The sequence below is a fragment of the Robinsoniella sp. KNHs210 genome (assembly GCF_000686105.1).
GTDB classification, from domain to species: domain Bacteria; phylum Bacillota; class Clostridia; order Lachnospirales; family Lachnospiraceae; genus Robinsoniella; species Robinsoniella peoriensis.
In genome coordinates, this window is sequence record NZ_JMLZ01000002.1 from 959,725 (window position 1) to 985,238 (window position 25,514).

Sequence of the window (25,514 nt, forward strand, 5' to 3'; positions counted from 1 at the left end):
AAAGCATGCATGATTTATCTAATTGTTTTTATGAATATTTTTGCTTGTTGATAATGCATAAGAATAATCTAACAAGATTGTTAAAATGTGTTATGCTTTTCACTAAATTTTCACTTGCTTTTTTACTTTGAAAAGGCTACAATGAGAAAGGTAGCAAAAAAGGTTAAGCAAAAGCCAGGAGGCCAATCCATTGAGAAAAAAATCTCATATCTCAGTTGCGAGATATATTGTTAATAATCTGAACACCCAGGAGCTTGATAACCATAAGAAAGCATTTTATTTGGGAAGTATACTTCCAGATTGTAAGCCTTCTTTTTTGACTAAGAAACATGAGTTTTTTGGAACTTTTGATCAGGTACGTGAGGATATCCGTAATTTAACAGAAGATTGTGATATATTTGGAAGAAATGAGCGTGTATACTGGAGACGTCTTGGAGAAGTAATCCATTACGTTGCTGACTATTTTACTTTTCCCCATAATGATACTTATGATGGGAATTTGAAAGATCACTGCATTTACGAAAAACATTTGAAAAAACATTTAAAAGAATATATCAAAAGTGGAGAAGCGTTAAGACAGCAGAAAGAAATGAAAACTTTCAAAACAGTAGAAGCGTTATTCCATTTTATTGAAACTTCACATCAGGAATATCTGAAATTTAAGCGTTCCGTAGAAGAGGATGTGAAATACATTATATCTCTTTGCCAGCAGGTTGTGGTATCGATTGTACAGTTGCTGAATATAAGAGTCGGTCAATTAGCACGTAATTATGCAATCGCATAAAAATAGGAAAAGTAAAGACTTCAGTGTCTTTGCTTTTTTTGCATTGTGCCAGGCATGGCACTAATCTAGCCAGTGGAATTCTAGCCACGGGTATTTACCGCCAAGTGTAGTGAACCACAAGTTGGTGCCAGTAATGGTATGGATGAAGGAAGTGGTGTAGCGAAATTCTTGAGCCTACGAACAGAAACTTGATAAGGCGATTAGGTGGGTAAGGTTGCAATCCAAACCAAAGCCCTAAAGCTGGAGATTTCCAATAGCTGCCCTTTCGTATCTATTAATGTTGATTTTTCCAAGTTGAACAAAGTCGCGTCCGGTTTGAGATAACCTTAGTTGCGCTATATGGAATTTCAATCTTTTCATTTTGCTCATCTCTAAAGCATTTTATCATAGAAAGGCATGACAAGACAATATCCCTATGTTATACTTTTTTGATATAAACTGATAATTGAAAGGACAGGCATATGACAAATAATATGAATAAAATAGATGAAAGGCAAGAAGAATTCTGGTTTACTCTTGTTAGAAGAGGAGATCGGCGGAGACTTTGGAAACCTCAGTTTGAGATTATATTCATTCTGAAAGGAAAAGGTCAGATCTATTTTGCAAATACGAAAACAGCATATACTGTTCAGGAAGAGGATATCTTTGTAATCAATAGTTTTGAGATGCAGAATTTAGAATTGGAGGAAAGTGCGGTTGCACTTTCTTTTTCCATATCTTTAAGATTCTTATACTCTATGAGCCCTGAGATTTTGAAATATCAGATTAACTGCCGGTCTTTTTTGTATAGTAAGACTAAACAAGAAGCTTTCAATATATTAAGAAGTGACATTGCCAAGGCATTTGAAGAACAGTACAAAAATGTAAATAAGCCTTCAATATATTTTAAGAGTAAGGTGACAGCAGTTCTGGAAGATTTAAGCAGATATTTTTTGGATAGAAATCACCCGTTTGTGAGTTGGGGAAGTTTTGAATCCCTTAAGCCGGCAATTAATTATATACAGTCTTTTTACAGAGAAAATATTACACTTGAAAATCTTGCAGAACAGACATATTTGAGTAAAACATATATTTCCCGAAGCTTTACAAAATATTTTGGAGTATCATTTACGGATTATATAACACTTTTGAGGGTCGCATATGCTTCCGGAATGCTTCAGGGGAAAGATACGATTTCCAAGATTGCTTTTGAGAGTGGTTTTCCAAATGTAAATGCCATGATTCTTGCATTTAAACGTTATCGGGGAAGCACACCGGGAGAATATCGGAAAAAACTGGAAGCTTCAGAACAAACGGTGCAAAGATATGAAAATGCAGGTAGGGATGAGGTGAGAGAGGATTTTGCATCGCTGATGAAATATGCAGCGAAAGACGTACAGCCGGAGTCTCCTACAGAAACCATGACAGAAATTACCGTAGATATAAATGGGAAAAAACAAAGAATTTCTGCTCATTGGAAACGTATTATAAATGCCGGATATGCAAGAAGCTTATTTGAGGGGACAGTGCAGAGGGAGCTTCTTTATCTTCAGGAGAAAATAGGATTTGAATATATACGTATTAAAGGAATTTTGGATGATGATATGTGTCTTCTCAGAACGGATATGAACGGAGAAACTATTGTAAACTATGCATATGTGGATGAGGCTCTTGATTTTATACTTTCGATAGGAGCAAAACCTATGATTGAACTTGGATATATGCCGGGAATACTTGCCGGAAGTATTGCGTTTCAGTCTATGAGAAATGGGATTTTTGGTGCACCAAAGAGCATTGAGCAATGGCATGATTTTATAAAAGAACTGCTTTTGCATATCGTAAAACGTTATGGAGATAAAAATGTAAGAAAATGGCTTTTTTCCCCATGGCTTCCTCCGGATTTTGTGGATTTGGGATTGTGCAGTCTGGAAGAATATGAGGAGATTTATTTCGCATCTTATTCTGCAATCAAAGAAGTGAACTCCAATTTTCTGATTACCGGTTTGGGAAGTACAGACCTGGGACGTTATCTAAAATGGTTTCTGGAAATGTGCAAAAGAAGAGAATGTGTTCCGGAGATGATTACATTTCGCTCCTTTGCTGCCGGATCTGAGCAGGAGGAACAGGGACTTAACCTCATTGGTAACAATGAGAGTTTTTCAGCAGCAGTGAGTGGGGATGAAAATCTGATTCAGAATACAGTCCGGGAGATGAGAGTTGTTTTAAAAGAAGAGGGGTTGTCCCATATTCCTCTGATTCTTGAAGAGTGGAGCAATAATGTATGGCAGAGAGATTTATGTAATGATACATGCTATAAATCGGCATATTTATTTAAAAATATTTTAGAAAATAATGAGAACTTAAATGGGATGGCATATTTTACACTAAATGACCGCATTGATGAAGTGCCGCCTGCATTAGATACATTTCATGGCGGATTTGGGCTTTTTACAAAAAATGATATTCCGAAGAGTGCCTGCCGTGCAATGGAGCTTCTTGGGCAGATGGGTGAAAGCCTGGTTCAAAAGGGTAACGGATATTATATTACCTGTACAGAAAATGAAATTCAGATATTTTTATATAACTACAGCCACTATGATTTGCTATACAGGTACAGGCATGTTGTAAATTTGAGCAGAACAAACCGTTATGATGTGTTTGTATCGAATGAACCACGTGCATTTTATATCTGTTTTGAAAATATGGATGCCGGAACATATGAAATGAAATCTTATAGTATTACAAAAGAAGGGGGAAACAGTTACGATATTTGGGTGAAAATGGGAGCACCAGAGCCCCTTACACTTGAGGAAGTAAAAATGCTTCAAAATCTGTCAGAACCTCTGTATCGAAGAGAATCCGCGGAGGTGAAGGAAGAAGGCATCCTAAGTGTTAAAAAAAGCCTAAATCCTCAGGAAATCTGCCTGATAAAGATAAAAATTTTTTGATTAAGAAGAGCAGTAGTGAAGAAAATCATTCATTATTGCTCTTTTTATTGTTGAATTTTGCACTTTCAAACTGCGTTGAGGGAGCGACACTCTGAAAAGGACAATAAACGTATAGAAATTGCATAGGAAGTAGATAGAGAAAGAGCGCGCATATTTTATATAATGTAGTAGATTGAAATGATTGGAGGAATTCTCAATGAAGCAAAAAGCAAACACACAAGGGGCAGGTAAATATGTGGAAAATATTTCCCTCTCGATCTGAAAGAAAGGAGACAAACTATGGAATTAAATAAAATTAAAAAAATTGTTGCGCAGATGACGTTAGAGGAAAAAGCATCTCTTTGTTCCGGATTAGATTTTTGGCATACAAAAGGCGTAGAGCGTCTGGGAGTTCCGTCTGTGATGGTGTCAGATGGACCTCACGGGCTTCGTAAACAGGAAGAAGAAACCGATCATCTCGGATTAAATGGGAGCATTAAAGCAGTATGCTTCCCTGCAGGCTGTGCCATGGCAGCAAGCTTCAGCCGTGAGGCAGCAGCAAAACTTGGAGAAACTCTTGGTGATGAGTGTCAGGCAGAGGGTATCAGTACAATTCTGGGACCTGCAATGAATATCAAGCGTTCTCCTCTTTGCGGACGTAACTTTGAATATTATTCTGAGGATCCGCTTCTTGCAACAGAGATTGGAACCGCATATGTAAATGCAGTGCAGAGCCGGAATGTAGGAACAAGTCCGAAACACTTTATGGCAAATAATCAGGAACACCATCGTATGACAAGCAGTTCTGATATGGATGAGAGAACAGCAAGAGAGGTTTATCTTGCAGCGTTTGAAGGAATGGTAAAAAACGCGAAACCGTGGACAATTATGAATTCTTATAACAAATTAAACGGAACATATCTCTGTGAAAACAAAGAAATTCTTACAGAAGTACTTCGAAAGCACTGGGGATTTGACGGATATGTTATGACAGACTGGGGTGCAATGAACCGCCGTGTAGAAGCGTTAAAGGCAGGTTGCAATCTTGAGATGCCGGGTGGAAGTTGTGTGACAGATGCACAGATCGTAAAAGCTGTAAAAGACAGAGAACTTGAAGAAAAGGTATTGGATCAGTCCTGTGAAGAACTTCTGAATATCGTGTTCCGTTACACAGAAAACCATAAGGAAGGAATCTTATTCGATAGGGAGAAAGACCATGAAATTGCAAGAGAGCTTGCGCAGGAATGTATTGTTCTTTTGAAGAACGAAGAACATATTCTTCCGCTTTGTAAAGAAAAAAAGGTAGTTTTTATTGGAAAATATGCAGAAACTCCACGATATCAGGGAGGCGGAAGCTCACATATAAATAGTTCCAAGGTGGATTCGGCATTGGAAACAGTGAAAGCGTGGGCAGAAGTTATTTATGCAAAGGGATATGATGATGCAGAAGATATAATAGACGAAGCAATGCTTAAAGAAGCGGTTGAGGTGGCAAAAAATGCAGAAGCAGCTGTGATTTTTGCAGGTCTTCCGGATAGCTTTGAGTCAGAGGGCTATGACAGAAAGAAACTTAGGATGCCGGAATGCCAGAACAGACTTATTGCTGAAGTGGCAAAGATACAGACAAACACAATCGTTGTTCTTCACAATGGTTCTCCGGTGGAGATGCCTTGGATTACAGATGTAAAGGCAGTAGTAGAAGCGTATCTTGGCGGTCAGGCAGTGGGAAGTGCAGTTGCCGATGTATTATATGGCAATGTAAATCCAAGTGGAAGGCTTCCGGAGACATTTCCGCTTCGTCTTCAGGATACACCATGCTATTTAAATTATGGTGGGGAAAGAGATAAAGTAGAATACAAAGAAGGTGTATTTGTAGGATACCGCTATTATGAATCAAAAGAAATGCCGGTACTTTTCCCATTTGGATATGGGCTTTCTTATACAACATTTGAATATAGCAATCTTACTGTTGAAAAGGACAGTATCAGAGAATCTGAAGGTATAAAGGTTACGGTAGATGTGACTAACAGTGGAAACTGCATTGGCAAAGAAGTAGTTCAGTTTTATGTGGGAAGGAAAGAAGGAAGCATTGTACGGCCGGTTCGTGAGCTTCGTGCATTTGATAAAATCGAATTAAATCCGGGAGAGACAAAGACAGTAGAATTTACACTTGGAAACCGTGCTTTTGCATACTGGGAAATGGAAATACATGACTGGTTTGTAGAAAGCGGTACATACGAGATACAGATAGGAAAATCTGCTTCTGAGATTGTACTTTCCAAAGAAATCCATGTCAAAGGAGAAAAAGTGATTCCGAAGGTATACACGGAAAATTCCACATTTGGTGAAGTAATGGCAGATCCGAAAGGACGTGCAGTTCTGGAAGCATTGGGAAAAGAAATGAATGTGGGAGAAAGCATGGCAGCCATCGCGGGCAGCGAGGGCGGTGAAGGCGTAATCAGCCAGGAGATGATAGCAGCGATGATGGAAGGAATGCCGCTTCGTACAATTCTGATGTTTGCACCGGGAGTTCAGCCGGAAATGATAGAGAAACTTGTAGAAGCGCTAAACACATAGTGAAAATGATTTGAAAAGGAGAAGGCAAAATGGCTCGATTTAGTTATGATGACGTTCCTGTACTTGAGACAACAGGAGGTAAGTTAAAAGGATATTTTTACAATGGAGAATATATTTTCAAGGGTGTTCCGTATGCTTATGCAGAAAGATTCCGAATGCCGAAGGAAATTACATGGGAAGGAGTGAAAGATGTAACTTCTTACGGATTTGTATGTCCGCTTATGACGAAGGATTCTGCAAGCGCAGAGCTTATGGTTCCGCACTGTTACTGGCCGCAGGATGAGCATTGCCAGAACCTGAATATCTGGACTAAGACTTTGGACAGCGGGAAGAAGCTCCCGGTTATCGTATGGCTTCACGGCGGCGGATATTTTGCAGGTTCTTCCATTGAACAGGTTGCTTATGACGGCTTCAATATGTGTATGAATGGGGATGTTGTTGTTGTAACGATTAACCACAGATTGAATATACTTGGCTATCTTGATCTCTCCCCATTCGATGAAAAATATGCAAACTCCGGAAATGCAGGTCATGCTGATATGGTGGCAGCGCTCAAATGGATACATAACAATATTGCTCTGTTTGGAGGAGATTCGGAAAATGTAACAATATTCGGACAGTCAGGCGGTGGAATGAAGGTTGCTGACCTGATGCAGATTGCTGATGCAGATGGATTATTCCACAGAGGATTGATCATGAGCGGAGTGAGCAATGCTTCTCTGATGCAATCCTGTACAGGAGACGGCCGTATGATTGTTACTTCACTTCTTAAGGAACTGAGGCTTTCTGAGGATGATGTGGAGAAGCTTGAAACGATTCCTTATTATGAGCTTGCAAATGCATATACAAAGGTAAGCCCGATGATTGCAATGCAGGGCGGATATATAGGAAACGGTCCCCTTGTAAATGATTACTATAAAGGAGCTCCTCTTGACTATGGATTCAGGGAACATGCACTTGAGATTCCGGTTATGGTGGGAAGCGTGTTTGGTGAATTTACATTTATGCCTGCAGAATATGATAAAAATCAGCTGACAGAGGAACAGAGGAAAGTAATTGTAAGTGCTGTATACGGAGAACATACCGATGAAATGATGGATGTGTTTAAGGAGGCTTATCCAGGAAAAGATGTGACAGACTTGCTTTCTGTTGACCGTGTCATGAGACAGCCGTCAAAGCAGATTGCAAAGTTTCATGCAGAAGGGAAAAAAGCGGGAACGTACCTGTACGATTTCACACTGGAATTTCCAATTCATCATAACAAGATTGCATGGCACTGTTCAGATATTCCCTTTTTCTTCCATAACACAAATTTGGTGGAAGTCTGCCAGATCCCGGAAGTGGGAGAGAGGCTGGAAAGTCAGATTTTCGAAGCATTTATGTCATTTGCAAAGGAAGGAAGGCCGGAAAGTGATAAACTTCCCCAGTGGGAGGCTGTAACTACAGAGAAAGAGCCAACTATGATTTTTGACAGAGAGTGCGAAATCCGATATAATTTTGATGACAAATTATATGAAAAGATTGACAGTATTCTTCCGCCCTTTAATTTAATGGAGATGCTGATGGAGGGAGAGAACGAAATACAGCATTAAAGTTTTTTGTGAAGGAAGGAGAAAGAAAAAAATGGAGAAAAAGGAGAGAAAAATTGTATTTGGGGCAGGTCTGGTACTGCTTTTGATTTTTACTTTTACGGATATGCAGATTTCTCTGGCAATTGCTAAAAAGCCATTTTTTGCAAGAGTACTGGAGGTTGTAGGTGAAATTCCTTTTACGGTTCTCAACATGGCCGGATGTTCGATGATTGTCCGTTTTCGTAACCGCAAATCAATGGCAAAGAAATGGTTAGCCTTGCTGGGAGGTGGAGCACTGTTTATATTATTTTCTGTTATGGGCGGCTTTATGACATGGAATTATCTCGGTGATAATCTGGGGGAAGTGCCTAAAATCCTGATTCCGGTTATAGGAATCCTTATGGCAGGAATGGCAGTCTGGATTGCCCTTAAAGTTCCGGCAGTGAATGGAAGTAAGGCACTTCGGTATGCAGCAACAGCCCTGATTTATTTTCTGCTTGTAATCATTGTAATGAATTCCCTGAAGACAGTATGGGGAAGAATGCGCTTCCGTGAAATGACGGATCCTGTAAATGAATTTACCCGGTGGTATCAGATTTGCGGAAGAGGAGGTTTTGATAATGCTTACGCTTCTTTTCCATCCGGACATTCCATGAATTCTGCCGGAGTGATTCTTATGCTGCTTCTGCCGGATATCATTCCGGCATTGAAGGATAAGAAAAAGCTGTTTCGTATCTGCACATATACATGGTGTATCGTTGTAGGAGCCAGCAGGGTATTCATGGGAGCACATTTCGCAAGTGATGTAACAGTAGGAATTTTATTATCCTTCGTATTGTTTGAATTAACCAGCACAATTATATACAAAAGAAAGAGGAGAAATTCAGTTTGATGGAACAGAAATGGACAAGAAGAGCAGAGGATGGATATACTCTGATTGATAACAAAGGCGGGCAGCCACTTGGTATCGCAAAAGACAGTAAGGTAAACATTCTGACAGTTGACGGATATACTTTCAAAGACTTCTTAGGCACGGGGGAACTCGTGCCTTATGAAGACTTATAAGATAGGAAGGGATTCATATGAATAATAAATATAATGATAAATTAGTAAAACTTCTGAAAGAAAAAGAGAAAATGACAGAGTATCACGGAGTACCTCTTCTGGTGAAGAATCTTCCGGATTGTGACGAGGAAGGGGCAATGGATCCGCGTCTTTACAATGATATGAAAAAACAGCTTCGTATCCTTGCATGGATTCCATCAAAATTTATGAAGATGGATGTGTCGGAGAAGGGAATTGCCAATTTAAGAAAAATGTTTAATGCAAAGAAGAGTGTTCCGTGTGTAGAAGCAAAGATTGATATCAAAGAGAAAAAAGTGACAGCAGTGGATGGATACCAAATTCCAATACATATTTACAAGGACAAGGAAGATGCTGAAAACAGACCGGTTCTCTATTACATTCATGGAGGTGGATTTTTTGGAGGTTCACCGGATATTGTAGAAGAATCTGTGAAAATGCTGGTGGAAAAGACGGGAATCTGCGTGGTATCTCCGGATTACCGTCTTGCACCGGAGAATCCATTTCCCACAGGACATGAGGACTGTTTTTCTGTATTAAAATGGATTTATGAAAATGCAGCTTCTTTTGGTGGCGATAAGAATCATGTGTTTGTGGCTGGAGACAGCGCAGGCGGTAACCTTGCACAATACTGTTCAACCCGCGACAGAGAAGAGGGATATTATTTGATAAAAGGGCAGCTTCTTCTCTATCCAACCCTCAATATGGCTGGTATAAAGGATGAATATTTTAATCCGAGCATGGAATATTTCCAAATGGCACCAAAACAAAAAAGAGGACTCACTAAGATGATTGGAATGTTCGGAAATATGTCAGCAGGGTTAGAGTCGATTCTCGGAACAAAAGACGTAAAAAATGATTACCTGAATCCATATACAAGAGATGCGAAGAATAACCCGCCGACTTTTCTTACAGTGGGCGAACACGATTTTCTGAAAATCGAGACGCTGGGCTATGGTGTTAAGCTTAATAAAGCAGGAATCGAGACGAAGATGGTATTATATAAAGGCTTCGGACACGCCTTTTTTGATAATACTGGCGTATATCCGCAATGTGAAGACTGTATAGATGAGATGGGTAAATTCATTTTGGAACATTGTAAGTAACAGGGATAGAATGCAACAGTAGTCATAGATAAAAGAGGCGATACTTTATGAAAAAAAGAATTATGGACCGGATTTTTATTCAATAAATCCATTGATACCATGTTGTGAATTTGTGCCTGATGGTGAACCACATATTTTTGGAGAGAGAATGTATATTTATGGCTCTCAAGCAGAACAAACACTGATAGAATTACATTATACGGAAGGCGGTCATGGAGTGGATTGGATTACAGGAATACAGCGGGCACTTGACTATACCGAAGCGCATCTGACAGAAGGAATCGACCAGGAAATAGTGTAATTGAGCAATATACAAATCTTGAACACTTAGACAGGGAAATGGTTGAAAAGCTGATTGATTACATATTAGTTGGAAAGAAAGACCCTGTAACTAAGGAAGTACCTATCCAAATCCATTGGAAGATAAATTTACGGTTCATTAAAAAGTGTATTGGAAAGGACAAAGCGTCATTACTCAGCTAAACCCAAATTTAGTAATTTTGTAAGTTTAACCTTTAAAAAACAATAACACTTGACATAACATCGAATCATACATACAATTATAGTATAAACAGCTATAAATTGTGCAGTTTCAAATTTTACAAATTCTTTACCTGAACCTACAGACAGATTTTCCAATTGCTGCTTATAATATTTGGAGAAGAACATGTAAACTTGTTTGTAATTTTCTGGAGGGATGAAGATGAAGAAGAAAATCGTAATAATGGGTTTCTTGTTAATGGTATTGTGCAATGTCACAGCCTGTACACAACTAAAGACGGCTAAAGAGATGGAACCGGTAACGGAAATGGAAGCGGAAGTAAATATTGTGATGCAGAATGCGAAAATACAAAGATAACGAAATATGAAGAACAGATACAGACCGAATACAAATCATGAAAGAAACTGGCGGCTGGTAGAAAAAGAGACTGATTTTTTATCAGCCTCTTTTTTTAAATTATTATTTAATTATCGTCTAAATCGCCCTCTGTGGAGTATACCTGACGTTTTCTGGCCATTTCATCACTTGCAAGATATTCGTCGTAAGTAGTGATCTTATCGATCAGTGCACCACCCGGCATGATCTCCATGATACGGTTAGCAGTGGTCTGTACGATCTGATGGTCATGGGATGCGAACATAATTGCTCCTGGGAATTTAATCAAACCGTTATTTAATGCTGTGATAGATTCCATATCCAAATGGTTGGTTGGTTCGTCCAGGATTAATACGTTAGCACCTGAGATCATCATCTTGGATAACAGGCAGCGAACCTTTTCACCACCGGATAATACCTTTACTTTTTTCACGCCGTCATCGCCGGCAAAAAGCATACGTCCAAGGAATCCACGCACATAAGTAGCATCTTTGATTTCGGAATACTGTGTTAACCAGTCTACGATTATATAGTCATTATCAAATTCTTTGGTGCTGTCCTTTGGAAAATATGCCTGGGAAGTAGTGATACCCCATTTATAAGATCCGGAATCCGGCTCCATTTCACCAACTAAAATTTTGAAAAGAACAGTTTTTGCCAGTTCGTTTCCGCCTACTAGCGCAACTTTATCATCGTGATTTAATGTAAAGGACAAGTTGTCCAGAATTTTCACACCTTCAATTGTCTTTGAAAGACCCTCGACAGTCAGAACTTCATTTCCGATATCACGGCTTGGACGGAAATCAATATATGGATATTTACGGCTGGAAGGACGGATCGTATCCAGCTCGATTTTTTCCAAAGCACGTTTTCTGGAAGTTGCCTGTTTGGATTTTGAAGCATTAGCACTGAATCGGGAGATAAAATCCTGTAACTCTTTGATCTTGTCCTCTTTCTTCTTGTTTGCTTCTTTCATCTGTTTGATCAGCAGCTGGCTGGATTCGTACCAGAAATCATAATTTCCGGCGTAAAGCTGAATCTTACCATAGTCAATATCAGCAGTATGGGTACATACCTTATTCAGGAAATAACGGTCATGGGATACAACGATAACTGTATTATCAAAGTTGATCAGGAATTCTTCCAGCCACTCAATTGCATCCAGGTCCAAATGGTTGGTAGGCTCATCCAGTAGAAGGATGTCAGGATTACCGAATAACGCCTGGGCGAGAAGTACCTTAACTTTTTCACTACCTTTTAAATCTTTCATAATAGAATAGTGAAGATCTGTTTCAATGCCAAGTCCGTTTAATAACTGGGCAGCATCGGATTCTGATTCCCATCCATTCATTTCAGCAAACTCACCTTCCAGTTCACTTGCCCGGATACCATCTTCTTCGGTGAAATCTTCCTTTGCGTAGATGGCTTCTTTTTCTTTCATAATTTCATACAGTCTCTTATTTCCCATAATGACAGTATCCAAAACGGTATACTCATCATATTTAAAATGATCCTGTTGTAAGAATGAGAGACGCTGACCCGGTGTAATGACGATATCACCCTTTGTTGTGTCTAACTGTCCGGAAAGAATTTTTAAGAATGTAGATTTACCTGCACCATTGGCACCGATTAAACCATAGCAGTTTCCCTCTGTAAATTTAATGTTTACATCTTCAAACAACGCTTTTTTACCAATTCGAAGTGTTACATTATTTGCACTTATCATGTTCTAGAACCTCTTTTTATCTTTCTATATAAAAATCATATTGCATAGTCCCTTCTATTGTAACCGAAAATTGGAAAAATGCAAGGGGAAATATGTTTAAAAAAATCATTCAACTTTTTTCGGGGGATCATGACTTATTCTGCACTATTTCTTTAAGCAATTATGCGTAAAAATCTATAAATCCAGACAAAGCGACAAATTCAGACAGTATAGAAAAAAAGTGGAATAATTCAAGCTATTTATTGAGTTGTATTTGTTGATAAAATGTTCTATAATGAAAAAAATGATTTGGAAAATATGCCATTGACAGGAGGAGATCAGATATGCGGAATAATGGGGAGGAGGACGTCATAGAAATTGACAATCTCCCATGTGGTTTCTGCAAAATTAGAAATGATGATGATCTGACAATTGTGAGTGCAAATGCCCTCTTTTATAAGAGTTTTGGATACGTACCGCAGGAAGCAGAATCTGCAGGCTTCACGACAATTAGTAATATCATATATCCGGCTGACTGGCCGAAGGCAAAAGAGAAAGTAGACAGATGTAAGAAAGAGAAATTAGATTATATAGATATAGAAGTAAAAGCAATACATAGATCCGGAAGCGTACTCTGGAGTCTGATAAAGTGTACGGCTGATCCTCATGAAGCAGACTGCTTCAATTGTGTCGTATTGGATATCAGTAAACGGATGGAGGCTATTGAAGTCCTTAAAATGGGAGAAAAAGAGAAAATGCTGCTGCTTGGACATGCCAAACGGTTCGCGTTTCGATTTTATCCCATGACACGAGCTGCTGTTTTGTCAGAAGATACGGCGCTGGAACTTGGGCTGCCGGTCAAAGTGGAAAATCTGCCGGAGAGTATTGCGGATACGTATCCCGCAAAAGAGAGCAGAACAGAATTTATAAATTTTTACGACCGAATGCTGGAAGGCCAGCCTAAGGGAACTGCAATCCTGCATTTTAGAAACAAGACCGGGGATTATACCTGGTATGAATGTTCCTTTTCTATGGTATATAACCGTGACGGAATGCCATTGCATGCTGTAGTTTCTTTTGAAGATATCAGTGAACAGCGGGAAAAAGAAATTGCATATGAGAAATGGAGCCAGTTTAATCAGTCACAGCAGGAAAAAGCTGTAGCATATTATGAGTGTGATATAACGAAAAATATTCTGGAAAGTGTCAGGACCGATATCAATAATATACTGCCGGAAGATGCAGTAGTGTCCTATGATAAAACATTAGAATATGTTGTGGACAACCTGATCGTGCCGGAGGACAGGCAGGGTTATGTAGAGTTATTCTGCAGGAGTGAAATGATCCGCCAGTTCCATAACGGGAAGCGGGAAATGAAAATGGAATGCCAGCGATATGCAAAGGATGGGAATGTATACTGGGTTATGGCATCCCTCCAGATGCTGCCCGATCCCTATTCGGATCACATAAAAGCATTTATACTGATAACAGATATTGACAAAGAAAAACGCAAAGCCCTGGAACTTCATGAACGGTCAAGGCGTGATCCGCTGACCGGGGTTCTTAACAGGCGGGCGATCATTGACCAGGTTACGGATGTATTGGATAAAAGCCAGCCAAACAGCAATCACATCTTTATCATGGTAGATATTGATCATTTTAAAGAATTAAACGACAACAAGGGACATCAGTTTGGAGACTGGGTGCTGTCGGTGATAACCAGCAAATTAAAAGAATCCCTGCGGGCAGATGACATACTGGGGCGTCTGGGAGGCGATGAGTTTATAGCTTTCTTAAAAGATGTACCGGATGAACATGTTATACAGGAACGCCTGGATACGCTTCTGCAAAAACTGGCGTTTTCCACGGGCAGCGCCTATAATATTACCGGGAGCCTTGGAATTGCCGTCTATCCAAAGGATGGAAAAGATTTTGACGGATTATACAAAAAGGCAGATCTGGCATTATATGAGGCAAAACGCCGGGGCAGAAACCAATATGTATTCTATAAGCCCGGCATGATACAATGATAAATTTTTATCAAATCTTTGGATTTGGGATTGCGTGGTATTGTGTGGAGTGAAGAAAACCCTGTCCCCAAAATCTGCTAATTCCTCTGAAACCCTGTATTTTACAGGGTTTTTTTTGTCCTAAAAATTATTGAGAAAGATGTTGATTTTTAGTGGCATTCGTGTTAAAATAAATTAAACCAAAAATAAAACAACACAAACAAACATGTAAGGAGGATTTTTTTCATGGCTAATGAATATGAAATCAAAAAACAAATTTGTGAGATCGGTAAGAGAATTTACGACAGGAATATGGTTGCTGCAAACGACGGTAACATTTCAGTAAAAATAAGCGATAACGAGTTCTTATGTACACCAACAGGTGTTTCTAAAGGATTCATGACACCAGAATTTATCTGTAAAGTAGATGCAAAAGGAAATGTTCTTCAGGCAAACGGAAACTTCAGACCTTCATCTGAAATCAAAATGCATATGAGAGTTTACGAAAAAAGACCGGATGTTGGAGCAGTAGTACATGCTCATCCTACATTTGCAACAAGCTTTGCAATCGCAGGTATTCCTTTAACACAGCCAATCATGCCGGAAGCAGTTATCGCTTTAGGATGCGTTCCGATCGCTGAATACGGTACACCTTCTACAGTTGAAATTCCAGACAATGTAGAAAAATACTTACCATATTATGATGCAGTATTACTGGAAAGCCACGGAGCTTTAACATGGAGCACAGACCTGTTAGCTGCTTACCACAAAATGGAATCTGTTGAATTCTACGCAGAGTTATTATACAAATCCAAAATGCTTGGCGGACCAAAGGAATTTGACAAAGAGCAGATCGCTAAATTATATGAAATCAGAAGACAGATGGGTCTTCCAGGAAAACATCCTGCAAATATCTGCGCTGAATTAGGCGGAAAATGCGGCGGCGGATGCCACTCAGCAGAAGGCTGCAACTGTGGATCAGCAAAAGCTGACGAACCTAGCGTTGAAGCAATCGTTGCAGAAGTGACAAAGAAAATCCTTGCTCAGATGAAATAAGGGGGTACCACAAAATGGCTATTAACGAACAAGAAATTCAAGATATTGTTCGAAGCGTGTTAAAAGGCATGGGTACGACGGCGGATAAACCGGCAGGATCTTCTAAAAAATTACTGGGTGTATTTGATGATATCAATGATGCAATAGCAGCAGCCAAAGAAGCCCAGAAAGAAATTCAGCCAATGCCATTAGAGTTTCGTGAAAAGATCATCTCCAATATCCGTAAGAAAACACTGGAAAATGCAAAAATGTTTGCTGAACTCGGTGTAGAAGAAACCGGAATGGGAAATGTAGGACATAAAATTTTGAAACACCAGCTGGTTGCAGAGAAGACTCCGGGTACGGAAGATCTGTCTACAGTGGCATGGTCAGGAGACAGAGGACTTACTCTGGTAGAAATGGGACCGTTCGGAATTATCGGTGCAGTTTGTCCGTCTACGAACCCTACGGAAACCGTAGTATGTAATTCTATCGGAATGATCGCAGCAGGAAACACAGTTGTATTTGCACCACATCCATCTGCTAAAAACGTTTCAAATCTGGCAATTGATATGATTAACAGAGCCAGTGTTGAAGTGGGCGGACCGGAAAATATAGCCGTTGCTGTAAAAGAACCGACTATGGAAGTCAGCAAAGTGATTTTCTCACATAAAGATATCTCATTATTAGTAGCAACAGGAGGCCCGGGTGTAGTTACCACCGTTCTTTCTTCCGGTAAGAGAGCAATGGGAGCGGGCGCAGGAAATCCACCTGTTTTAGTTGATGAAACAGCTAATATCCCGAAAGCTGCAGAAGATATCATCAATGGATGTACATTTGACAATAACCTGCCTTGTATTGCTGAAAAGGAAGTTGTTGCAGTTGATATGATAGCGGACGAGCTGATCTACCATATGGAACAGGTTGGATGTTATCATGCAAACGCAGAAGAAGTTCAGAAATTGATCCAGACTGTTTTTATTGAAAACAATGGTAAGAGAACCCTGAACAGACAGTGCGTTGGACGCAGTGCAAAAGTTCTTCTTGGCAAAATCGGAGTTACGGTTGGCGATGAAATCCGTTGTATCATATTCGAAGGTGAAAAAACAAATCCTATGATCTGGGAAGAACTTATGATGCCGATTCTGGGTATCGTAAGAGTAAAGAATGTAGAAGAAGGTATGGGCATTGCTCTTGAATTAGAACATGGCAACAGACATTCCGCACATATGCATTCAACAAATGTAAATAACCTTACAAAGTTTGGTAAAATGATCGACACCGCGATCTTTGTTAAAAATGCCCCATCTTATGCAGCACTTGGTTTTGGAGGAGAAGGATATCCTACTTTCACAATCTGCAGCCGTACAGGTGAAGGATTAACCTCCGCTAAAAACTTTACTAAGAGCAGAAGATGCGTAATGGGCGATGCACTTTGCATCAGATAAGGAGTGATAGACGTGGAAATGAATATAGAAGAAATTGTAAAACAGGTGCTTTCTGAAATGCAGGGCAATACCAGCAGCGCAGCACCAGCAGCAGCTCCTTGCAAAGCTTCCGGAACAATTCCGGCAACTTCAAAAGTAGCTATGCTGACAGCATTAGAGCATTATGATATTAAAGAGTTCCCGATTCCTGAAATCGGAGATGACGACATCCTGGTTAAGGTTGAAGGATGCGGCGTTTGTGGTACAGATGCACACGAATTCAAAAGAGATCCATTTGGTTTAATTCCTGTTGTACTTGGACACGAAGGAACCGGTGAAATTGTTAAAATCGGTAAAAACGTGAAAAAAGACAGCGCAGGCAAAGCTCTTGGACTTGGTGACAAAGTTGTTACCTGTATGATTTTCAAAGACGATCCGGACATTACAATGTTCGATTTAAATAAGCAGAACGTAGGCGGAGCTGATGTATACGGCTTACTTCCGGATGATGATGTTCATCTGAACGGATGGTTTGCAGATTACCTGGTAATCCGTAAAGGTTCTACCGTATTTAATGTAAGTGAACTGGATTTAGAGTCCAGAATCTTAATTGAGCCATGTGCAGTATTAATCCATGCTGTAGAAAGAGCTAAAACAACCGGAATCTTAAGATTCAACAGCAGAGTTGTTGTTCAGGGATGCGGACCGATCGGTTTGATCTGTATCTCAATCTTAAAGACTATGGGAATTCAGAATATCGTCGCAGTAGACGGCGAGCAGAAGAGACTTGATTTCGCAAAAGAAATGGGCGCATCTCAAACTGTAAACTTCAAAGACCACAAAGGAATTGAAGCTCTTGCAGAAGGCGTGAAAGCAGCATTTGGCGGATACCTTGCAGACTTTGCATTCCAGTGTACCGGATCTCCGATCGCTCATGCAAATATCTACAAATTCATCCGTAACGGCGGCGGACTTTGTGAACTTGGATTCTTCATCAATGGTGGAGATGCAACAATCAATCCTCACTTTGATATCTGCTCCAAAGAAATCACAATCGTTGGTTCCTGGGTATATACACTCAGAGATTACGCAACTACATTTGAATTCTTAAAGGGCGCTCAGGCTATCGGACTTCCAATGAAGAAACTGATCACACATAAGTTCCCGTTAAGTGAAATTAATGAAGCTCATGTAACAAACCTGAAGATGGAAGGTCTTAAGATCGCTATCATCAATGAGTAAGTGAAAGGGGTGTGTTAGGCCATGCGTGAAGCAGCAGGAATTTTAGAAGTGTTTGGATGCGTAGCAGCATTTGTGGCGGCGGATGCAGCAGCAAAAGCGGCAAATGTCCGGATCGAATCCATCGACAAGAACAAACCTGCAAATGCAGATGCGTTACCGGTACCGCTTATTACTTGCTTAAAAATCAGAGGCAGTGTTGCAGATGTTAATGCTGCAATGGATGCGGCAGAAGAAGCAGCAAACAGTATTACAGGTGTTGTAACGAGATATGTTATCCCAGCTCCATCAGAGGATACTGAAAAGATGTTGAGATTAAGTGCAATATAGTGTAGAATAAATGTTTAGAGTAGATAAAATGAAGAATATCTGATGTTGGAAAACAACAACAAGGTTAATTAAGGAGGATTTTTATAATGACACAGGAAGCTTTAGGAATGGTAGAAACAAGAGGTTTAGTAGCAGCAATTGAAGCATCTGACGCTATGGTGAAAGCAGCAGACGTTCAGTTAGTAGGAACAGAAAAAATCGGATCAGGTCTTGTAACAGTTTTAGTTCGTGGAGATGTTGGAGCTGTTAAAGCAGCTACAGAAGTAGGCGCAGCAGCAGCAGGAAAACTTGGCGAGTTAGTAGCAGTACACGTTATCCCAAGACCTCACACAGACGTAGAAAAAATATTACCAAGCATCTAAAACGTGCTCCAATATCCTGAAAACAGAAGGAAAGATATATGAAATCAATTGGATTAATTGAATTACCTAATATTACGGATGCGATTCAGGCTCTTGATGTCATGCTGAAAACAGCAGATATCAGGTTCCTGACTTGGGAAAAGAAGTTAGGCGGACGACTGGTAACCATAATCGTTCAAGGCAATGTTTCTGCGGTGACGGAAGCAATAGAGTCTGCAAAGAGAAGTGCGGTAGGCAATATTGTGGCATCTGCAGTAATAGCAAATCCACATGAAGAAACGATGAACCTTGTAGAAATCAGTAGAAAGAAATATAAATTTCTACAGGAAGATTAAAATCTGTTATAAACAGATTCTAAGACTTCAGGATAAATCGAGGTAAAAGATATGGCCGATGAAAAAAATGTAAAAACCGCAGCTGCGAAAGCTCCTGCAAAAAGAAAACCAAGAACAACCCGCAAAAATGCGAATGCTGCCGCACCGGCAGCAAAACCAGTAATTAAGGAGGATATCAGAATGGAACTTCAGGCATTAGGAATGATAGAAACAAGAGGACTTATTGCTTCAATCGAAGCAGCAGATGCTATGTTAAAAGCAGCTAATGTAGTTTTAGTTGGAACAGAGAAAATCGGTTCCGGTCTTGTAAGTGTTATGGTTCGTGGCGATGTTGGAGCAGTGAAAGCAGCTGTTGAAGCTGGAAGCGCTTCTGCTGGAAGATTAGGCGAAGTTATCGCTGTTCATGTAATCCCAAGACCTCATACAGATGTAGAAAAGATCCTTCCACAGTTTTAATAAACAAATGACATTGCATGCTTTTTTCGCGGACAGATAATTGCCCGGAAAGAGGCATGCAGTTGACTTTATATGTCAGGAAGTGATTTTTTGAAATCCAACATAATGGATATGGTAGCTGTGTCCAGGATGCTCTATGAATTGAATAACCCCATGAAGAGAGGGACCGAAAAAATGCAGGAACAACAATTAGTAGATGAGATTGCAAGGTTAGTAGCTGAGCAATTAAAAAATAGTGTTGATGTATATAACCCGGCAGATGAGATTCCTATTGGAATTTCTGCAAGACATGTGCATCTTAGCAGAGAAGATGTAGAAACCTTATTTGGTAAGGGCTATCAGTTAAATAAGAAAAAAGAACTTATGGGCGGACAGTTTGCAGCCCAGGAGTGTGTAACCATCGTTGGAACAAAATTAAGAGCAATTGAAAATGTCAGAGTTTTGGGACCGGAGAGAATCCAGTCTCAGGTTGAAGTTGCCAAGACAGATGCGATACGTCTGGGATTAAACCCGCCGGTTCGTCAGTCAGGGGATCTTGCAGGCTCCGCACCAATTGCTATGGTTGGTCCAAAAGGTGTTGTATATTTGAAAGAAGGATGTATTGTTGCCAAAAGACATATTCATATGGCACCGGCAGATGCAGCCAGATATGGCGTAAAAGATAAGCAGGTTGTTAAAGTACGTTTTGACAGCGGCCGCGGCGGTGTTTTTGAAGATGTTGTCATCAGAGTAGATGATACATTTACATTAGAGATGCATATAGATACCGATGAAGCAAATGGCTTGGGTATCGGTAAAGATAAGGGAATTTTAATTAAATAATTCGATGAAACCCGATCGGCATTCGTATAAATCCATATAATTATGGATGACTGCATGAGGAAAAAGCATGAATTAGCGGATATTCCCGATAAAGTAATGTCGCAGCTGATGCAGCAAATGACGCAGTGAGTGCGGTAAATGACGCAGCAAATGCGGCAAATGTTGTGGTAGTGCGACGAATGACGCAGCAAATGCGACATAGGAGGAAAACATGATTATAGGCAAAGTAGTAGGAACGGTAATTTGTACAAGAAAGAATAATGATCTTGTTGGAAGCAAATTCCTGATCGTAGATCCAATGGAAAAGATGAAAACTGAAAATAGTAATCGTCTTGTTGCTGTGGATAACGTAGGAGCTGGTATCGGTGATATCGTGCTGGTGACAACAGGTAGTTCTGCGCGGCTTGGCTGTGGTGATCCGGATTCTCCGATTGATGCATGTATTGTAGGTATTGTAGATGACCCGCAAAAAATAGTCATAGTAGAATAGGTTGGAGTGGACGCAATGAATATGGTAGATATGAAAAAGGCTTTATTCGATGGCGGTGTTGTAGGAGCAGGCGGAGCAGGTTTCCCGACTCATGCAAAACTTTCAGACCAGGCAGAGACAATCATTTTGAACTGTGCAGAGTGTGAACCTTTGATCAAGGTTGACAGACAGCTCATGAGTGATTACATAAACGAAATACTTTCGGGCATGCAGATGCTTGCTGATACGTTAGGTGCCAACGAAGGAATCATCGCTGTGAAAAAGTCTTATACTGCTTCCATAGAGGCAGTAAACAGTTGCATTGGTAATTATAATAAACTTCGCCTTCATATTTTACCGGACATCTATCCGGCGGGAGATGAAGTCGTATTAATTTATGAAACCACGGGAAAAATCGTACCCCAGGGTAAGATTCCGATCCTGGTTGGATGTGTTGTTGTTAACGTGGAGACAGTATTGAACCTGTATCGCAAGGTAACAAGCGATACCAATGTTGTTACGAAGTTTGTAACGGTAGCAGGTTTGGTAAACGCTCCGCTTACGGTAGAAGTGCCGATTGGTATTACGGTTAAAGAATTAGTAGACATGGCAGGTGGATTCTCTACGGAAGATCATGTGATAATCATGGGGGGTCCTATGACGGGACGCATTTGTTCCGCGAGAGATATTGTAACGAAGACTACAAAAGCAATTTTAGTATTGCCTCCTACCTGTCCGCCAGTCGTTAAGAGACAGAGAAGCAATAAGTTAGACCTTAGAAATGCAATGTCTGTCTGTTCACAATGCTCCATGTGTACAAGTTTATGTCCTAGGAATTTACTTGGACAGTCAATTAAACCTCATGAATTTATGAGAGCGATCGCAAATGGAACTACTTATAATGTAGAGCCGTTCCTGAACTCTTTCTTCTGTTGTTCATGTGGATTATGTGAACTGTATTCTTGTCATCAGGATTTATCTCCAAGAAGATTACTGGATGCATATAAAACGGGTCTGAGAAGCAAAGGCGTGAAGATACCGGATAAAGCAGGGAAAGGCGTGGCAAGCAGTATGCGTGAGGAACGTAAAGTTCCGGAACACCGTCTGATGCTCAGGCTTGGTCTGGCTAAATTTGATATTCCGGCACCGATGAAAGGCTGTCCGATTGAAATTAACGAAGTAAAATTAATGCTTCGTCAGAATATTGGCGCACCTTGTGTACCATCTGTAAAGGTGGGAGATGAGGTGTCTGTCGGACAACAAATCGCTGCACCGCCGGAAGGTGCTTTAGGAACCTGTTTACATGCAAGTATTGCCGGAAAAGTTACGGCAGTTACTGATAACTTTATCAGCATTAAATCATAATGGAGATGAGAACGATGAGAGCAATTGGAATGGTGGAATATAAAACTGTTTCCACAGGTATTAAGGCGGCAGACCTTATTGTGAAAACAGCTGATGTTGAGCTGATTCAGGCTCAAACAGTTTGCCCGGGTAAATTCATTATCTTATTTACCGGCGATCTAAGTGCAATCAGAGTTTCCGTAGATGCTGCTAAAAAAGAGTATCCGGAAAGCATGATTGACAGCTTCGTGCTGGGTAACCCGCACGAATCCGTATTTAAAGCACTTAACTGCACAGCAGATATCGAAGATGTTCAAGCTTTAGGTGTAATTGAAACCTTTACCGGAGCATCGGCTATTGTAGCTGCTGATCACGCAGCAAAAACCGCAGAAGTAGACCTTTTTGAAATCAGAATTGCAAGAGGTATGTGCGGTAAATCATATGTGTTATTAACAGGAACAGTATCTGCAGTTACAGAATCTGTAACCTCTGCTGTTGCTTTAATAAAAGAAGAGGGTCTTGTACTGGATTATGCAGTCATTCCTAGTCCTTCTAAAGAGTTTGTAAAAACCTTAATTTAAACCTTGTCGGAAAAAAGCCTGGTGTTTATCACCGGGCTTTTTTTCGCATTATATGGATATGGTTTTCCGATGCAGTTTATTGATACAAGGCTGATTTTCACAGTATGGTGGAATACGGGGATTAATCCACTTTCTATGAACTGGGGGATTGAATATTTAGCATATTCTGATTATAATGATAAGTAGTTTTTTAAGATCAGACGGCTGATAGAACAAGAAAAATCACAAAAAGAAAAAAGACGACCAGAAAAGGAGTGTACATCATGGCAATTGAGAAAGTTAGGGCTTATTTAAAAGTATTTAATATGGATGATCAAGTATTGGAATTCGATACTTCCAGTGCGACCGTGGAACTGGCTGCCCAGGCAGCGGGAGTAGAGCCGGCGAGAATAGCAAAGACACTTTCTTTTAAGAGTAAGTCCGGAGATCATGCAGTTTTAATTGTTGCGGCGGGAGATACGAAAATAGATAACAGCAAATTCAAGGGCTTTTTTGGCATGAAAGCGAAGATGCTGGCACCGGAAGAAGTGGAAGATCTGGTGGGTCATGCTATAGGAGGGGTATGTCCTTTTGCAGTGCCAGAGTCAGCAGAAATATATCTGGACGAATCATTAAAAAGGTTTGATACTGTCTTTCCGGCATGTGGGAGCAGCAATAGCGCGATAGAACTGACCTGTTCCCAGTTAGAGCTATATGCAAAGGCAAAGGAATGGGTCGATGTATGTAAAGGCTGGGAATAAGAAGTTTTTGAAAGAGGCATGGCTGTTGTTAACTTTATTAAAAGTAAGGTTGACAATAGGTATGCCTTCGTTTATAATGTGATTGTCAACAAAATATACATATTAGTTTACAATGAAAGGGATCTTATGAATAAGAAAAATAATATAAAAACGCAGTCTATAGTTCTCGTGGGAATGTTTGCCGCTATCCTGGCAGTACTATCCCAGATTTCAATTCCGATGCCGTCAGGGGTGCCTGTAACAATGCAGACCTTTGCAGTAGCTTTAACCGGGTGTGTACTGGGGTGGAAAAAAGGAACTATGGCAACGGTAATCTATATTGTTCTGGGTGGAGTTGGTGTTCCTGTATTTTCCGGCTTAGCGGGGGGATTAGGGATTTTATTTGGCAAAACAGGAGGATTCATATTTGGATTTATTTTCCTTTCCCTTCTGTGCGGACTGGCCGTCAGTATAAAAAATAGGGTGATTGGCGGAGTATTTGCCGTATGCGGTCTGCTGATCTGCCATATACTTGGTATCCTGCAGTTTATGCTGTTGATGAATATGTCATTCTGGTCATCAGCCGTGTTGGTTTCTGTTCCGTATCTGATTAAAGACATTATTTCTATAGTACTTGCTTTTGTAGTAGGAGCCGTATTGCGAAAATCATTGAATGCTGCCAATATTTTAACCTATGCAAAAACATTCTAAGAAAATGTCCGGTGTTATATTTCGGTAATATTACGTACGGATTTTCGTTCGATAAAATTGGTGTCGATCATTTTTACCACGGGAAAATTGGTCTCACATCCATTGATGCGTTTGAGCAGTAGTTTTGCTGCCTGTTTCCCCATTTCCTGCAAGTTTTGTACGATAGCTGTAATGGGCGGCTCAAAGGCAGAGAAGATTTCATCGTCGTCAAATGTCAGGATAGACAGGTCTTGGGGAATAGATATACCAAGGGTATTGAGTTCCATAATGACACCCAGTGTCGTGATATAGCCCAGAATTAAAACTGCAGTAGGGCGAGGGGTCAGCTCTAACATACGGCGCAGCTGTACAGCTCCGGAATGGGGTGAAAAGTCGCCGTTCATTACAATACGGCAGGGAAAAGGGATTTGGTGATCGTCACAGGCATCATAAAAGCCTTGTATGCGCTCTTTGATGGTATAACTGTCCAGCAGACCGCCGATTACACCCAGACAGCGGTGTCCTTTCGAAATCAGGTATTCTGTGGCATCATAAGCACTTTTACGGTTCGTAGAAGTAACGGAATCACCAGGAGGGTTCGTGACTACCTGGTCCAGATATACCAGGGGAATATTATTTTGGATAATAGATTGGATCAAATTTAAATGTGATGCATTTTCAGGAATTAAAATAACACCATCTACCTGATTGCTTAGTAATAAGCGCATAACATCAGAATTATCTTCCGTCTTCGAATCATAAGAACTGACAATTGTGGAATAGTTATATTTTTGTACATACTCTTCAATGTATGAGCAGAGTGAACCCCAAAAATAATCTCCGATTACAGGAATCAGAATACAGATGGTATTTGTCTTTCGTGCACGAAGCATTTGTGCGGTTTTATTAGGTGTATAGCCTAATTTTTTTATGCTTTTTTCTATTTTTGCCCGGTTCTCGGGAATGATATTTTTCCCATTTAGATATTTTGAAATAGTAGCCAGAGACAGGTTCGTGTCTCTGGCTATATCTTTGATTGTACAACCCATTTCGTGCCCCTCCTTTGATTGGTAGAATTGAATAATAT

Annotated in this window: 26 protein-coding genes; 24 read left to right on the forward strand and 2 right to left on the reverse strand. The window is 40.2% G+C overall.

Annotated features, from left to right (window positions below; translation table 11 throughout):
* Nucleotides 1-190: 190 nt before the first annotated feature.
* From CD03_RS33225 to CD03_RS37800, 10 genes are all read left to right on the forward strand, one after another.
* The gene (locus CD03_RS33225) at nt 191-784 is read left to right on the forward strand and encodes a zinc dependent phospholipase C family protein (protein ID WP_044289308.1); all 594 of its coding nucleotides are present in this window, start codon (nt 191-193) and stop codon (nt 782-784) included.
* Between the two features lie 473 nt (nt 785-1,257).
* A complete protein-coding gene (locus CD03_RS0111080; protein ID WP_027293685.1) occupies nt 1,258-3,711 on the forward strand; it encodes a GH39 family glycosyl hydrolase in 2,454 nt (817 codons plus the stop codon).
* A 279-nt stretch (nt 3,712-3,990) separates the two neighbouring features.
* Nucleotides 3,991-6,267 carry a glycoside hydrolase family 3 C-terminal domain-containing protein gene (locus CD03_RS0111085; RefSeq protein WP_027293686.1) on the forward strand — a complete coding sequence of 759 codons (2,277 nt, stop codon included), beginning with the start codon at nt 3,991-3,993 and terminating at the stop codon, nt 6,265-6,267.
* 29 nt (nt 6,268-6,296) lie between these two features.
* The gene (locus tag CD03_RS0111090; RefSeq protein ID WP_027293687.1) at nt 6,297-7,859 is read left to right on the forward strand and encodes a carboxylesterase/lipase family protein; all 1,563 of its coding nucleotides are present in this window, start codon (nt 6,297-6,299) and stop codon (nt 7,857-7,859) included.
* Nucleotides 7,860-7,890: 31 nt separating this feature from the next.
* A complete protein-coding gene (locus CD03_RS35985; protein ID WP_052377761.1) occupies nt 7,891-8,730 on the forward strand; it encodes a phosphatase PAP2 family protein in 840 nt (279 codons plus the stop codon).
* Nucleotides 8,727-8,903, forward strand: coding sequence for a hypothetical protein (locus tag CD03_RS37795; protein ID WP_156042866.1), 177 nt, complete (start codon nt 8,727-8,729; stop codon nt 8,901-8,903). Before CD03_RS35985 ends, CD03_RS37795 begins: the two co-directional genes overlap by 4 nt.
* A gap of 17 nt (nt 8,904-8,920) precedes the next feature.
* Nucleotides 8,921-10,027: an alpha/beta hydrolase gene (locus CD03_RS0111105; RefSeq protein WP_027293688.1), complete on the forward strand. Its 1,107-nt coding sequence runs from the start codon at nt 8,921-8,923 to the stop codon at nt 10,025-10,027.
* A 148-nt stretch (nt 10,028-10,175) separates the two neighbouring features.
* Entirely contained in the window at nt 10,176-10,328 is a 153-nt protein-coding gene (locus CD03_RS37185) for a hypothetical protein (protein WP_156042867.1), read from the forward strand.
* A gap of 38 nt (nt 10,329-10,366) precedes the next feature.
* Nucleotides 10,367-10,510 carry a hypothetical protein gene (locus tag CD03_RS38560; protein WP_242849080.1) on the forward strand — a complete coding sequence of 48 codons (144 nt, stop codon included), beginning with the start codon at nt 10,367-10,369 and terminating at the stop codon, nt 10,508-10,510.
* Between the two features lie 220 nt (nt 10,511-10,730).
* The gene (locus tag CD03_RS37800; protein WP_156042869.1) at nt 10,731-10,886 is read left to right on the forward strand and encodes a hypothetical protein; all 156 of its coding nucleotides are present in this window, start codon (nt 10,731-10,733) and stop codon (nt 10,884-10,886) included.
* Between the two features lie 106 nt (nt 10,887-10,992).
* On the opposite strand, the gene CD03_RS0111120 is transcribed toward CD03_RS37800, so the two are convergent.
* On the reverse strand, nt 10,993-12,630 hold the full coding sequence (locus tag CD03_RS0111120) for an ABC-F family ATP-binding cassette domain-containing protein (protein WP_027293689.1): 1,638 nt from the start codon (nt 12,628-12,630) through the stop codon (nt 10,993-10,995).
* A gap of 323 nt (nt 12,631-12,953) precedes the next feature.
* Between CD03_RS0111120 and CD03_RS0111125 the strand changes: the two genes are divergently transcribed.
* The 14 genes from CD03_RS0111125 (at nt 12,954) to CD03_RS0111195 (ending at nt 24,448) form a co-directional block, all read left to right on the forward strand.
* Complete coding sequence (locus CD03_RS0111125; RefSeq protein ID WP_027293690.1) at nt 12,954-14,639, forward strand: sensor domain-containing diguanylate cyclase; 1,686 nt, start codon at nt 12,954-12,956, stop codon at nt 14,637-14,639.
* 225 nt (nt 14,640-14,864) lie between these two features.
* Nucleotides 14,865-15,674, forward strand: a complete 810-nt coding sequence (locus tag CD03_RS0111130; protein WP_027293691.1) for a class II aldolase/adducin family protein — start codon at nt 14,865-14,867, stop codon at nt 15,672-15,674.
* A gap of 14 nt (nt 15,675-15,688) precedes the next feature.
* A complete protein-coding gene (locus tag CD03_RS0111135) occupies nt 15,689-17,101 on the forward strand; it encodes an aldehyde dehydrogenase family protein (protein ID WP_027293692.1) in 1,413 nt (470 codons plus the stop codon).
* Nucleotides 17,102-17,119: 18 nt separating this feature from the next.
* Entirely contained in the window at nt 17,120-18,322 is a 1,203-nt protein-coding gene (locus CD03_RS0111140; RefSeq protein WP_330377478.1) for a zinc-dependent alcohol dehydrogenase, read from the forward strand.
* Between the two features lie 21 nt (nt 18,323-18,343).
* Nucleotides 18,344-18,649 carry a BMC domain-containing protein gene (locus tag CD03_RS0111145; protein WP_027293694.1) on the forward strand — a complete coding sequence of 102 codons (306 nt, stop codon included), beginning with the start codon at nt 18,344-18,346 and terminating at the stop codon, nt 18,647-18,649.
* Nucleotides 18,650-18,735: 86 nt separating this feature from the next.
* Entirely contained in the window at nt 18,736-19,011 is a 276-nt protein-coding gene (gene pduA / locus CD03_RS0111150) for a propanediol utilization microcompartment protein PduA (protein ID WP_027293695.1), read from the forward strand.
* A 38-nt stretch (nt 19,012-19,049) separates the two neighbouring features.
* On the forward strand, nt 19,050-19,346 hold the full coding sequence (locus CD03_RS0111155; protein WP_027293696.1) for a BMC domain-containing protein: 297 nt from the start codon (nt 19,050-19,052) through the stop codon (nt 19,344-19,346).
* A 180-nt stretch (nt 19,347-19,526) separates the two neighbouring features.
* Nucleotides 19,527-19,802 (forward strand): BMC domain-containing protein, encoded by a 276-nt coding sequence (locus tag CD03_RS0111160; RefSeq protein WP_027293697.1) that lies wholly within the window; start codon nt 19,527-19,529, stop codon nt 19,800-19,802.
* Nucleotides 19,803-19,976: 174 nt separating this feature from the next.
* Nucleotides 19,977-20,624 carry a phosphate propanoyltransferase gene (locus CD03_RS0111165; protein WP_052378077.1) on the forward strand — a complete coding sequence of 216 codons (648 nt, stop codon included), beginning with the start codon at nt 19,977-19,979 and terminating at the stop codon, nt 20,622-20,624.
* A 211-nt stretch (nt 20,625-20,835) separates the two neighbouring features.
* Nucleotides 20,836-21,114, forward strand: coding sequence for a EutN/CcmL family microcompartment protein (locus CD03_RS0111170; protein ID WP_027293699.1), 279 nt, complete (start codon nt 20,836-20,838; stop codon nt 21,112-21,114).
* 15 nt (nt 21,115-21,129) lie between these two features.
* Nucleotides 21,130-22,458 (forward strand): SLBB domain-containing protein, encoded by a 1,329-nt coding sequence (locus tag CD03_RS0111175; RefSeq protein WP_027293700.1) that lies wholly within the window; start codon nt 21,130-21,132, stop codon nt 22,456-22,458.
* A gap of 14 nt (nt 22,459-22,472) precedes the next feature.
* Nucleotides 22,473-23,018 (forward strand): BMC domain-containing protein, encoded by a 546-nt coding sequence (locus tag CD03_RS0111180; RefSeq protein WP_044289309.1) that lies wholly within the window; start codon nt 22,473-22,475, stop codon nt 23,016-23,018.
* Between the two features lie 263 nt (nt 23,019-23,281).
* Nucleotides 23,282-23,758 (forward strand): YbaK/EbsC family protein, encoded by a 477-nt coding sequence (locus CD03_RS0111190; protein ID WP_027293703.1) that lies wholly within the window; start codon nt 23,282-23,284, stop codon nt 23,756-23,758.
* Between the two features lie 126 nt (nt 23,759-23,884).
* Nucleotides 23,885-24,448 carry a biotin transporter BioY gene (locus CD03_RS0111195; protein WP_027293704.1) on the forward strand — a complete coding sequence of 188 codons (564 nt, stop codon included), beginning with the start codon at nt 23,885-23,887 and terminating at the stop codon, nt 24,446-24,448.
* A gap of 14 nt (nt 24,449-24,462) precedes the next feature.
* Here the strand turns inward: CD03_RS0111195 and CD03_RS0111200 are convergent, their stop codons facing one another.
* The gene (locus CD03_RS0111200; protein ID WP_027293705.1) at nt 24,463-25,476 is read right to left on the reverse strand and encodes a LacI family DNA-binding transcriptional regulator; all 1,014 of its coding nucleotides are present in this window, start codon (nt 25,474-25,476) and stop codon (nt 24,463-24,465) included.
* Nucleotides 25,477-25,514 lie beyond the last annotated feature (38 nt).